Below are 12,312 nucleotides of genomic sequence, written 5' to 3'. Positions count from 1 at the left end.
GGCGGAACCTCAGACACGAAAGGCCCCGGACGTTCGTTCGTCCGGGGCCTTGTGCTTTGCGACTTCATGCGCGCATCAGTATCGCGGTTTCTGGTGCCAGCGCCACGCGGAATCGATGATGGCGTCGATATCCGTGAACGACGGCTTCCAGCCCAGTTCACGCTCTGCGAGGGTGCTGTCAGCGACCAGCCACGCCGGGTCGCCGGGGCGGCGCGGGGCCATGCTATGGGGCACGTCACGACCTGTCACGCGCCAGGCGGCCTCCACGACCTGCTTGACCGAGAAGCCATTGCCGTTGCCGAGGTTGAAGGCATGGGCTCCCGGCTTGAGTTGCATGTAGGACAGGGCACGCAGGTGGGCGTCGCACAGGTCGGCCACATGGATGTAGTCACGGACGCATGTGCCGTCGGGCGTATCGTAGTCATCGCCGAAAATCTTCAGTTCAGGCCCGGTGCCAAGGGCAGCGCGCAACACGTTGGGGATGAGGTGCGTCTCGGGCTTGTGCGACTCGCCGATGTCGCCAGCCTCATCGGCCCCTGCCGCATTGAAATATCGCAACGACACAGACCGCATCCCGTAGGCGTTGGCGTAGTCGCGCAGGGCCTGTTCGATCATGAGCTTGCTGCGCCCGTAGGGGTTGACCGGCTGCCGGGGGTGGTCTTCGGCGATGCGCGCCGTCAGGGGATTGCCGAAGACCGCCGCAGAAGACGAGAACACCAGACGGGAGACGCCAGCCTCACGCATGGCCTCGAGCAGATTGATGGTGCCGACGACGTTGTTGACGAAGTAGATGCCGGGGTCGGTCATGGACTCCCCGACGAGGCTCTTTGCCGAAAAATGCATGACGGCATCGAACGAGTGCTCTGCGAACAGCCTCCGCAAGGCCTGCCTGTCGAGCAAGTCGCCACGCACGAGGTCGACATCCCCCACCGACTCTGCATGGCCCGTTGACAGGTTGTCGAAGATGATAGGCACATACCCGTGCTCGACAAGAGCCCGCACCATATGCGAGCCTATATATCCCGCGCCGCCACAAACCAGAACATTGCTGCAACAGCCGCTTACGGTCATGTTTCCCCCTCCGGTCAAGGTGGCGAGGCCGCTATGGTCGCAGCGGTTGCCCCCACAGGCCGTTTTCCGTACAGATGTCGTGAGAGGTTTCTATCATATGCCCACCATGATGCAACATTGCTCTCGTACTCCACGAGTGCACATCCGGCCGAATACGGCAACAGCCACCGCGGTACGCGCCGTGCTCTTCCTTCTCGCACTCTTTGCGGCGTCCGTTCAGGCTCACGCCGCGCTGCCCCTCACCCCGGAAGACCTCACCGCCATGGGTGACGCTCTCGTCCGCACCCCCGTACAGCGCGACGAAATCCCGGCACTCTATCGCCCGCGCTACGTTGAAGCCATAGACGCCTCGCTCAGTCTGGACGACATCGACCCGGTATTCATCGTACCCCTTCCGGGGGGCCCGCGCATCTATCCGCAGCGCATCATGGTATGGCATGAGGTGGTCAACGAACTACTCGAGGACCAGCCGTTCTGCATCACCTACAGCCCGATCACCGGGACGGCGACAGCCTACCGCAGCCGCACCGGGCGTACGCCCCTCATCTTCGGGGTCGAAGGCCGGCTTCTGTACGGTAACACCGTGATGTTCGACCGCACCACCGAGAGTCTGTGGTCGCAGATGCTGGGCCTTGCGTTCGAAGGCCCCCAGAAGGGGAAACTGCTCGAACGCATTCCCCTGTACCGGACGACATGGGGCCACGCCCGTAACGCACTGCCTCGCGCGCTCGTCCTCTCCTACCCGCTGGGGTCGCGCCGAGCGTACGGAAAAGACCCCTACGGCTCCTATCTGAGGCCCGGAACCTACTACGACAACGACCAGCTCATCTATGCTGTTCCGAAGCGGGACAAGCGTCTGCCGCTCAAGAAGCGGGTCATAGGCATCGATTTCGAAGGAGCACGCGCCGCCATCGAACCTGATGCGGTGCGCAAGGCGGGCGTACTCAACCTGACTCTGGGCATCACCCCCATCGCCGCCGTCTACGCGCCGGGGGCGGGCATCATCCGCATCTTCGACGCCCGCATATGGGGCCGCCCCACGACCTTCGAGATACGCGAAGGCAAGCTGCGCGACCGCGAGACCGGTAGCGTATGGACGCTGGAAGGCAAAGCCGTCGAAGGCAAGCTCAAGGATGCCGTACTCCCCGAGATTCCCGGGGTCGAGTCGATGTGGTTCGCGTGGTTCGCCTTCCATCCCGACACCGTGGTGATGCCCGGCAACGACCCGCTGTCGCTCCCCTTCGCAGGCCAACAATGACGAAGCCACCACTTCTGCCGGGAGGTGCTCGCCTCGGGGCCGTGGTCTTCGACTTCGACGGGACGCTCGCCCGCCCTGAACTCGACTTCGGGGTCATGCGACGTGCCGTCTCCGAAGCTGTCGTGCCGTTCATGCCGCAGGCCGAACCACGCCCCGACCTGCCGGTGATGGAATGGCTACAGACCGTGCACGACGCACTGGCCGCGACAGCACCCCAGAAGGCTGACCGCGCATTCGCGGCAGGTCACGACGCCATCCGCGCTGTCGAGGTCGAAGCGGCACGACGTACAAGCCTCTTTCCGTTCGTGCGCCCCCTTCTTGCCGCGCTGACGACAGCCGGTGTCGCAACCGGCATCATCACCCGCAATTGTCCGGAAGCTGTGCGCACCGTGTTCCCTGACGTGGACGAACACTGCGGCTGCCTGCTCACCCGTGATGACGTGAAGGTGGTGAAGCCCCATCCGGGCCATCTGCTGGAGGCATTGGCACTGCTGCAACGGGGCCCGCACGAGACGCTGATGGTCGGCGACCACCGCATGGACGTGGAGACGGGAATACGGGCAGGGGCTTTCACCGCCGGAGTGGCGTCGGGCGAAACGTCACGCGAACTGTTGCACGAGGCGGGTGCCACCTATGTGGCCGACGATTGCCACGACCTGTTCACCCGGCTCGGCTTGTTCACTGCCTGAGGGGCACGAAGGGGGAAGGCCGTTACCTGTCGGCACTCTGCCTCGCGGCGAATGACCATCCCCGAGGAGACCGGACACGGCAGCATGCCCCGCCCCGCACGGCCGAACGGCCGGATGGTCGCCGTTGCAGAGGACGGCTTGGGCGCGAAGGCACCGCTGCCTTCATTGGTGCATTTTTCGCGGGGGCTACCAACCGGGAGACGTCGCCCCGTCCCCGGCTAGGACGGCCTTCTGGCCAGCACGAGCGCTCCCGCCCCGGCCCACAGGCGTTCGCGTCGCACGACGGAAAGGCCGTGTCGTGCCACTAGCCCCTCCACACCACCGGCACGCATGAACGCCCTGAAGTTGCGGTAATGCGCCCCGCCCGCGATGCGTTCAGGTACATGTACGAACAACGCAGCGGGCAGGTCGATGTTGCGCTCGGCCATGCGGTACTCCGCAAGCAGCACCTGCGGGGCGACCCGCAACGCTTCGCATAGCACGGCATCAGCCACTTCACGGTCCATCTCGTGCAACGCGAGAGAGACGAGAGACAGGTCGAACGCATCGTCCGCAAAGGGCAATGCTCCCCCATGCGCCCTGACGATGTCTCCCCCTTGCCCCTGCGAAAGCATGGCAGCGGAGACATCCGCACCGTAGGCACGTACCCCGGCAGCACGCAGCAGCGCCAGTTGGCGCCCGGTGCCGCAACACAGGTCGACCATGCGCCCGACGACGGCCTCACGGCACAACGCCACCACGGCCTCACGCATGGAACGCAGCGGCCAGCCCAGCAGGGGTTCATACCAGCTGGCGACACGGGCGTAGGGGTCGCGGGCATCAAAGGTGGATGCGGGGGGCGTCATGCTCCCCCCCTGCCCCGTGCTGCATCGGCGAGGTCGGACAGGATGCGGGTACGGGCGCGGGCGATGTCGTCCGAAGCGGGCAACGCGGAAAGGATGTTCTCCACAAGGCCTGAAGCCGCCAGCATCCGGCGCGATGCGGGGAAACGAAGATCACGCACCCATGTGCCGAGAAGCAGCCTGAAGTCATTGACATAGCGAAGGTCTGCATAACTCGCCACGCGCCCCGCCAGCACATCCGCCACGATGACGGGTGACCACTTACCGGGCGCATCCTCCACGTGCAGCACCACGACCTTGTCGCGCTCCGCACCGGGGGCCAGATGCGGCGCCATGACCCTGAAGATGTCGAGTTTATCGGCATCGCGCACCACATCGGTCACGGTCCGGGCATCGTCCGGGATGCCTGACGGCACACGAAAGCGGTTGTGCATGACCACCGCGCCAAGCACCAGTCGCCGCACTTCAACAGGTTCGTCATCGAGCGCCCCGGCTTCGCGCAACGTCCGCCCGCCAAGCAGGGCATGGTTGACCGAACGCGGGTCGCTGAAGGTGCGCCAGCGCCTGTACTGCGGAAAGCGCCCCGTGTCGTGATACAGGGCGGCAAGAAGGGCCGCACGCTGCACCAGCGGCGAGAAGTCCTCGCTGTCCACTATGCTGCGGGCATTGGAGAGCACATGGTGGGTGTGCTCTATCTTGAGGCGCACAGGGCCTACATGTTCCGGCCCCTCTTCGAGATACGGCGCAGTGAACGCGCCGAACCACCGCTCGTGGGTCGTGATGTCACAGGTGGGGGTACGCATGGACGTATCAGCCATCACGCTCCGCCTCTGAACCGGGCTGGCTCACCTTGACCGGGGCGACCGACCCCGGTGCGGCATCAGCAGGCACGACCTGCCCCTCTGCCACAGACGACACCGCCGCGGTCTCGCCTCGCACCGCGGCCGCAGATTGTGCGGCGTCTTCCTCCTCCTTGCGAAGGGCCGCCTCGTTCCAGCGGTCCCACTCCGGGTCGCGGAAGAAGCCCTTCGGCCCGTACAGCACCCTCAAGAAGGTGATGACGAGGCCGAAGAAGGTGATGATCATCGCATACTGGCCCCAGCGTGAGGCGAAGAATGCCCCGAGATTCTCAGCAGATAACATGGTGTCGATGGAGGCGGTCAACTCTGGCAAGGGCACGTTTCACTCCCTGTGGGGTCGGTTCATCCCGGCTGCGCCGCGCCAAGGGGCGACAGATGAAACAACATCCGCGCGAGGCGGGCATTCCGGGTACGCCATGACGGCGCACGCAAGCCTGTACCGCGCACGGCTGCACCGCGCAAGGCGTCGGGCATGACGGCGACCATGTGCAGGACGAAGGTGCCAGACATAATGCGGGGCATGATGCGGGTGCACGCGCCGGGATATGGATGCAGGGCCATGGCATAGCGACTCGACCCGGGAACGCCATGCCGGGGCATGACGATTTTGAGACGGCAAGGCTACAACGAGACGTCACGCATCAAGCGGCCGTCACCGACAGTGGCGTGCCGCAGTGCACACTGGAGTCGCCGCGACCACACCTCAGGGCACACTACCACACGCCAAGGCCACTCATTGTGGCAGGGCCCGCCTTCTGCTACGATGCCGCTTCACCTTTCACGCACAGAAGAGAACATGTCAGATTTCGTACACTTGCACTGTCATACGGAATACAGCCTCCTCGACGGGGCCATCCGTCTGAAGGACCTCGGCGCACGCGCCAAGGACTACGGCATGACCGCCGCCGCCATCACCGACCACGGTAACCTCTTCGGCGCGGCCTATTTCTACACCACCTGCAAGTCGTTCGGCATCAAGCCCATCATCGGCTGCGAGGTGTACGTCGCCGCCACCGACCGCACCGACAAGACCTCCGAATTCGCGCGCACCCGGTACCATCTCGTGCTGCTGGCGCAGAACAACGAAGGCTACCACAACCTCGTGCGCCTTGTGACACGCGGCTTCACGGAGGGCTTCCACTACAAGCCCCGCGTGGACAAGGAACTGCTGCGCGAATACAGCGACGGACTCATCGCCCTTTCAGCCTGCCTCGCAGGTGAAGTGCCGCGCGTGCTCATGAAGCAGGGCATGGATGCGGGCATCGCCACCGCGCAGGAATACGCCTCCATATTTCCCGGCCGCTTCTACCTTGAACTGCAATCCAACGGCATCAAGGAACAGGAAGTCCTCAACGAGAAGCTCATCGAACTTGCAGGCCACACGAACCTGCCCCTTGTCGCCACCAACGACTGCCACTACCTCGACGCCACCGACGTGGAGGCGCACGACATCCTTCTGTGCATCCAGACGCAGACCACGGTGGACGACCCGAAGCGGATGCGCTTCGAGACGCGCGAACTCTACTACAAGTCGCCGGAGGAGATGGAAAAGGCCTTCGCCCATGTGCCGGAGGCCATCGCCAACACGGGGCGCATCGCCGAGATGTGCAATATCGAGATGAGCTTCGGGAAGTACTTCTTCCCCGTCTATGAACTGCCAGAGGGCATGACCCTCGACACCGAATTCCAGCGCCTCGCCGAAGAAGGCCTGAAGAAGCGCCTCGAAAAGCACCCCGACCGCGACACCATCGACCACAAGGCCTACTGGGACCGCCTCGAATGGGAACTCAAGGTCATCACAGACATGGGTTTTCCGGGGTACTTCCTCATCGTGCAGGACTTCATCAACTGGGCCAAGAACAACGGCATCCCCGTCGGGCCGGGGCGTGGTTCGGCTGCCGGGTCGCTGGTGGCATGGTCGCTGCGCATCACCAACCTCGACCCCATCCCCTACGACCTGCTGTTCGAGCGCTTTCTCAACAACGAACGCGTCAGCATGCCGGATATCGACGTGGACTTCTGCGAACGTCGTCGCACCGAAGTCATACGGTACGTCGCCGAAAAATACGGTGAAGATTCGGTTTCGCAGATAACCACCTTCGGCAAGATGAAGGCCAAGGCGGTGGTGCGTGACGTGGGACGCGCCCTTGGCATGTCGTTCGGCGAGACCGACCGCATCGCCAAGCTCATCCCCGAAGACCTCAAGATGACCATCAAGAAGGCTCTTGAGGCGGAACCCGACCTTGCCACGCTCTACCGGGACGACCCGCAGATACGCAAGCTGCTGGACGTCTCCATGCGCCTTGAAGGGCTTTCGCGCCACGCCTCCACGCACGCGGCGGGGGTGGTCATATCCGACAAGCCCATGTCGGAGTATCTGCCGCTGTACAAGGGAAAGAAGGGTGAAACCGTCACCCAGTTCGACATGAAGATGGTCGAGAAGGTCGGCCTCGTCAAATTCGACTTCCTCGGCCTGCGCACCATGACCCTCGTGCAGGATGCGCTGGACGAAATCACACGACAGGGCAAGACCCCGCCCGACCTCGACACGCTCTCTCTCGACGATGCCGAGACCTATGAGCTTTACTCGCGCGGCGACACCGACGGGGTGTTCCAGGTCGAAAGCTCGGGCATGCGGCAGTATCTGCGCATGCTGCGGCCCACCTGCTTCGACGACATCATCGCCATGCTCGCCCTCTACCGTCCCGGCCCGCTGGGTTCGGGCATGGTCGACGAGTTCATCAAGCGCAAGCATGGCGAGGTGCCCGTTACCTACCCCGTGCCTTCACTCGAAGCGTGCCTGCAACCCACCTACGGCGTCATCGTCTATCAGGAACAGGTGATGCAGATCGCCCAGATAGTGGGCAGCTACACGCTGGGCGGCGCAGACCTTCTGCGGCGTGCCATGGGCAAGAAGATCGCCGAGGCCATGGCCGAGGAGCGGACGAAGTTCGTACAAGGCGCGCAGAAGAACGACATCCCCAAGGAGAAGGCCAACGAGATCTTCGACCTTATGGAGAAGTTCGCGGAATACGGGTTCAACAAGTCGCACAGCGCGGCCTATGCCCTCATCTCGTACTACACGGCCTTCCTCAAGGTGCATTTCCCGGTCGAGTTCATGGCCGCCCTGCTCACCTCGGAAATGGGCAACCAGGACAAGCTGCTCAAGTATGTCGCCGCCTGCAAGGACATGGACATCGAGGTGCTGCGACCCAACGTGCAGGTGAGCCGACGCGAGTTCACGGTGCATGAGGGACGCATCGTCTTCGGTCTTGGCGGCATCAAGAACGTGGGCGACGAAGCCATTCGCGAAATCGTCGACGCACGCGAAGAAGGCGGGCCCTACGCCTCGCTGCTCGACATGTGCGTTCGCGTCAACCTGCGCAAGGTCACCAAGCGCGTCATCGAGAATCTCATCAAAGGCGGTGCGTGCGACTGTCTCGGCTGCACACGCGCCGGGATGCTGGCATCGCTGGACACCGTGGTGGCGCGCGCCCAGAAGAAGCTCAAGGAACGCGACTCGAATCAGGTCTCGCTCTTCACCATGATCAAGGAAGAGCCCAAGGTCTGCCCCGGCATCGGCTTCGATTGCGAGGAACAGACCGCCCCCGAATGGCCCGACGACCAGAAGCTGCGCTTCGAGAAGGAGGCTCTCGGCTTCTTTCTCACCAGCCACCCCCTTCAGCCCTACCGCAAGGAACTCTTCAGGCTGCGCCTCACCCCTCTTGAAGAGGCCCGCGACATGCCCCCCGGTGCCGAGATACGCACGGCGGTGCTCGTCACCACGCTCAAGGAGTTGATGACCAAGAAGGGCCAGCGCATGGCGTTCGCGGGTGTGGAAGACCTCACAGCCTCTGCCGAGGTGGTCTTCTTTCCCGAACCGTTCGCCGAGGCGCGCGAGTTGCTCAAGTCGGACCAGCCCCTGCTTCTGGAGGGCACACTCGACAAGAAGGCCGACGATGGCAACGGCGGGCAGGGGCAAGGGGGTGATGACGAGGAAGCCGCGCCGCGTGACATCAAGATCATGGGTGCCAAGGTCATGCCGCTGGCGATGGCCTGCTGTTCCAGCGATGAGCCCGTCATCGTCGAGCTCGACACCCGTCGCATGAGCGCGGACTATCTCGCGGGCTTGCGCGCCATCCTCGAAAAGCATAAGGGCACCGTTCCTGTGAACGTGCACATGGTGGTCGACGAATCGCTGTGCCTCCTGCAGCTAGGCCCGCGCTGGACAGTCCAGCCCGGCCCCGTGTTCGAGAACGACCTCAACAAATGGACCCACGGAGGAATGTAGGATGGGCAAGCCTGTCTGGCGTCTTACGGTACGCTCCGAGTTCTGCGCCTCGCACGCGCTGCGCCACTACGAGGGCAAATGCGAGAACCTCCACGGGCACAACTTCGCCGTCGAAGCCGTGGTCGAAGGTGACAGGCTGTCACCCGGAACGGAAATCGTGCTCGATTTCAAGGTACTCAAAGGGGAATTGAACACGGTGCTCGACCTTCTCGACCACCACAACCTCAATGAGGTGCCCCCTTTCGACACCATCAACCCGTCGTCGGAGAACCTCGCCCGCTTCATCTACACGGCCCTTGCACCACGCCTTGCACCGCACGGTGTGCGGATGCATGCCGTGACCGTGTCCGAGAAGGCCGTACAATCGGCCACGTACATGGAATGCGACTAGCCCCGAAGCGCCACGTCCCTGCGCTTTGCCACGCGCCAGCTTCGCCCGTCATGCCTTCATGACGTGGAGGCTGACACCCCGGCAGCCCTGAACCTTTCACCCAACGCACCCATGTTCCAGACCTTCTCCATGCAGGACGCCTTCGAAGTGGCCCTGCCCCTCTTTCTCATCATGGACCCGGTCGGCAACGCCGCCGCCAGCCTCGCCATACTCCGCGAACACACCCCGTCGCGCCAGCGGGCCATCATCCGCCGCGAACTCGTGTTCGCCCTCGCCATCGTGCTGCTCTTCCACTTCCTCGGCGATGCGCTTCTGGGGCTTCTCGACATCGAGCAATCGACGCTGCGTCTTTCGGGGGGCATCATCCTGTTCATCATCGCCATGAAGATGGTCTTTCCCCCCGCACAGGAGAACGACCCCGAAGCCGTCACCCGCGACCCGTTCATCGTGCCCATCGCCGTACCGCTCATCGCCGGGCCGTCTCTTCTGGCGGCCGTCATGGTCTATGCGAGGCAGGCGCAGGCGGGCATGATGGGACAGGCGAGCGTCCTTGGCGGCGTGCTCATGGCATGGGGTGCCACTGCGCTCATCATGGCCTTCACCCCCGACCTTGCCCGTATTCTCGGGCCGCGCGCGATGCGCGCCATGGAACGGCTGATGGGCCTCATCCTCATCCTCATGGCCGTGCAGATGCTGGAGAATGGCATCCGCATCTTCGTGCAGAGTCTGTGACCGTGTCGGAAAGATAGCAGAAAGGCCGGAACCTGCCACAGGTTCCGGCCTTTTCGTTTCATATCACTGCAACACGCGGCATCGCCGCCCGATGTGCGAACCTTCCTCTACCGAAGAGCCTCAACCCGTGCGCCCTCTGGCTTCCGCCTTGGGCCAGTCTTGGGGCCAAGCCTTGAGCCTAACCGTGCCCCGCGCAAGGCGACAGGAACCCGTCACGGACGGGGCAATCCGCTTGCCGCCTGCTATGAAGCGGTCGCGTTCCCCACGGCGGCAAAAAGCTCTTTCAGGGCCTTTCCGACGCCGTCCATACAGAGGCCCAGAGAGACCCGCAGTTCCTTCTGCGTACCCTGTTCGACGAATTCGTCGGGCAACCCGATGCGACGGATATGCTTGCCTGAAAGAGCGTTCCGGTCTGCCAGCAGTTCGAGGACCGCAGACGAGAAGCCACCGGCGAGGGCATTCTCCTCCACGAAGAGCAAGGCGTCATGGCGGGCGACGATGTCCAGAAGCTGCGCCTCCGGCAAAGGTTTCACCCATCGGGCGTCGAAGACGGTGGCGTGTCTGCCCGTCTCCTCCGCCAGCCTTTCGGCGGCCTCCAGTGACGGATGGACGCGGCTGCCGACGGCGATGACGGCTACGCCTTCGCCTTCCTTGAGCACTTCACCCACGCCGACAGGCAATGGCGATGGCGACTCCGCCAGCGGAATGCCGAAGCCCACGCCACGCGGATACCGTATCGCCAGCGGGGCATCGAGATGCAGCGCCGTGTACATGGCAGCCTGAAGGTCGGCCTCGTCACGCGGTGCGATGATGCTCATGTGCGGGATGTGGCGCAGGAACGACAGGTCGAACGCCCCATGATGGGTCGGCCCGTCCTCGCCCACCAGTCCGGCACGGTCGAGGCACAGCACCACGGGCAGTTTCTGGATGCACACGTCGTGCACTATCTGGTCATAGGAACGTTGCAGGAACGTGGAATAGATGGCGACGAAGGGGCGATAACCCTGAATGGCGAGACCGGCGGCGAAGGTGACGGCGTGCTGCTCACAGATACCCACATCCACGAACCTGTCGGGATGCCGCTCGCGGAAACAGTTCGTACCCGTCCCTTCCGGCATGGCTGCCGTGATGGCAACGATACGCTCATCCATGTCGGCAAGACGGCACAGCGTCTCGCCGAACACATCGGTATAGGTGGGCAGCACGGGAGTGTCGCCGGGCTTGCGTGCCCTGCCCGTCTCCGGTTCGAAGCGGCCCACACCGTGGAAGAACGCAGGGTTGGCCTCGGCCGGGGTATAGCCCTTTCCCTTGCGGGTGAGCACATGCAGCAGCACGGGCCTGTCGTTGGTCTTCGCCAGTTCGAGGTTACGGACCAGCGCCTTCACATCGTGCCCGTCCACAGGCCCGATGTAGTTGAACTGGAACGCCTCGAACAGCATCCCCGGGGTGAAGAAGCTCTTCAGGCTGTGTTCGCTGCGCTTGGCGTAGGCGACCATCTCGTCGCCGATGCCGGGAATGGACTTGAGGGCCGTCTCCACATCGCGTTTGACGCGACGCGCCCACCCCTTGGACAGGTTGCGGCTGAGGAACAGCGAGAGCGCCCCCACGTTCCTCGAGATGGACATCTCGTTGTCATTGAGGATGACGATGAGCCGCCTGCCCATGTCACCAGCCTGATTCAGCCCCTCGAAGGCCAGCCCGGCCGTGAGCGAACCGTCACCGATGACGGCCACCACATGATGATCATCCCCGGCGAGGTCACGCGCCAAGGCCATGCCCAGTGCCGCCGAGATGGACGTGGAGGAGTGCCCCACCCCGAAATGGTCGTACTCGCTCTCGCACGGCTTCGGAAAGCCGCTGATGCCGTGCCTGCGGCGCAGGGTGTGGAAATCGGCCGCCCGGCCAGTGAGAAGCTTCCATGCGTAGGCCTGATGCCCCACGTCCCAGACGACCTTGTCCTTGCCGGGGTCGAATGTGGAGAGCATCGCCAGCGTGAGTTCCACAACGCCGAGTGAGGGGGCGAGATGCCCGCCGTTCTTGGAAACCGTATCGATGATGGCGGTGCGCAGGTCGGCCGCGAGGGTACGCAGGTCATCTGCGGAGAGGCCCGCCACGTCGGTAGGGCGCTGGATACGCGCCAGAAGGCCTGGAATGGTGCTATCGGTCATGTGCCATCCT

General features: G+C 63.7%; 11 protein-coding genes. 5 read left to right on the top strand and 6 right to left on the bottom strand.

All coding sequences use genetic code 11. The features are described from left to right. Positions 1 to 75 precede the first annotated feature (75 nt). The gene (gene galE, locus DVU_RS06425) at positions 76 to 1,071 is read right to left on the bottom strand and encodes a UDP-glucose 4-epimerase GalE (protein ID WP_010938655.1); all 996 of its coding nucleotides are present in this window, start codon (positions 1,069 to 1,071) and stop codon (positions 76 to 78) included. Positions 1,072 to 1,252: 181 nt separating this feature from the next. Between galE and DVU_RS06420 the strand changes: the two genes are divergently transcribed. Then, on the top strand, positions 1,253 to 2,329 hold the full coding sequence (locus DVU_RS06420) for a DUF3179 domain-containing protein (RefSeq protein ID WP_223294576.1): 1,077 nt from the start codon (positions 1,253 to 1,255) through the stop codon (positions 2,327 to 2,329). After that, positions 2,326 to 3,018, top strand: a complete 693-nt coding sequence (locus DVU_RS06415) for an HAD family hydrolase (protein WP_011792434.1) — start codon at positions 2,326 to 2,328, stop codon at positions 3,016 to 3,018. Before DVU_RS06420 ends, DVU_RS06415 begins: the two co-directional genes overlap by 4 nt. A gap of 218 nt (positions 3,019 to 3,236) precedes the next feature. Here DVU_RS06415 and DVU_RS06410 read toward each other — a convergent pair whose 3' ends face one another. From DVU_RS06410 to DVU_RS06395, 4 genes are read right to left on the bottom strand one after another with little or no spacing between them, the layout of a single operon-like run. Then, positions 3,237 to 3,863 (bottom strand): class I SAM-dependent methyltransferase, encoded by a 627-nt coding sequence (locus tag DVU_RS06410; protein WP_010938652.1) that lies wholly within the window; start codon positions 3,861 to 3,863, stop codon positions 3,237 to 3,239. Beyond that, on the bottom strand, positions 3,860 to 4,678 hold the full coding sequence (locus tag DVU_RS06405) for an HD domain-containing protein (RefSeq protein ID WP_011792435.1): 819 nt from the start codon (positions 4,676 to 4,678) through the stop codon (positions 3,860 to 3,862). Before DVU_RS06405 ends, DVU_RS06410 begins: the two co-directional genes overlap by 4 nt. Then, positions 4,671 to 5,039, bottom strand: coding sequence for a hypothetical protein (locus DVU_RS06400; RefSeq protein ID WP_010938650.1), 369 nt, complete (start codon positions 5,037 to 5,039; stop codon positions 4,671 to 4,673). The genes DVU_RS06405 and DVU_RS06400 overlap by 8 nt, the downstream gene beginning before the upstream one ends. 23 nt (positions 5,040 to 5,062) lie before the next feature. After that, a complete protein-coding gene (locus DVU_RS06395) occupies positions 5,063 to 5,242 on the bottom strand; it encodes a hypothetical protein (protein WP_164928125.1) in 180 nt (59 codons plus the stop codon). Positions 5,243 to 5,516: 274 nt separating this feature from the next. On the opposite strand from DVU_RS06395, the gene dnaE reads away from it, so the two are divergent. The 3 genes from dnaE to DVU_RS06380 all read left to right on the top strand — a co-directional run bounded on the left by dnaE (position 5,517) and on the right by DVU_RS06380 (position 10,134). Continuing rightward, entirely contained in the window at positions 5,517 to 9,011 is a 3,495-nt protein-coding gene (gene dnaE, locus DVU_RS06390) for a DNA polymerase III subunit alpha (protein WP_010938648.1), read from the top strand. 1 nt (position 9,012) lies between these two features. Then, positions 9,013 to 9,402: a 6-carboxytetrahydropterin synthase QueD gene (gene queD, locus DVU_RS06385; protein WP_010938647.1), complete on the top strand. Its 390-nt coding sequence runs from the start codon at positions 9,013 to 9,015 to the stop codon at positions 9,400 to 9,402. 111 nt (positions 9,403 to 9,513) lie between these two features. Next, on the top strand, positions 9,514 to 10,134 hold the full coding sequence (locus DVU_RS06380) for a MarC family protein (RefSeq protein WP_014524345.1): 621 nt from the start codon (positions 9,514 to 9,516) through the stop codon (positions 10,132 to 10,134). Positions 10,135 to 10,376: 242 nt separating this feature from the next. On the opposite strand, the gene dxs is transcribed toward DVU_RS06380, so the two are convergent. Next, positions 10,377 to 12,302: a 1-deoxy-D-xylulose-5-phosphate synthase gene (gene dxs / locus DVU_RS06375; protein ID WP_010938645.1), complete on the bottom strand. Its 1,926-nt coding sequence runs from the start codon at positions 12,300 to 12,302 to the stop codon at positions 10,377 to 10,379. Positions 12,303 to 12,312: the final 10 nt, after the last annotated feature.

It is taken from the genome of Nitratidesulfovibrio vulgaris str. Hildenborough (assembly GCF_000195755.1).
Taxonomy (GTDB): Bacteria; Desulfobacterota; Desulfovibrionia; order Desulfovibrionales; family Desulfovibrionaceae; genus Nitratidesulfovibrio; species Nitratidesulfovibrio vulgaris.
Note: the sequence above shows the minus strand (reverse complement) of the source record. Positions and strands in the feature narration are given on the sequence as shown.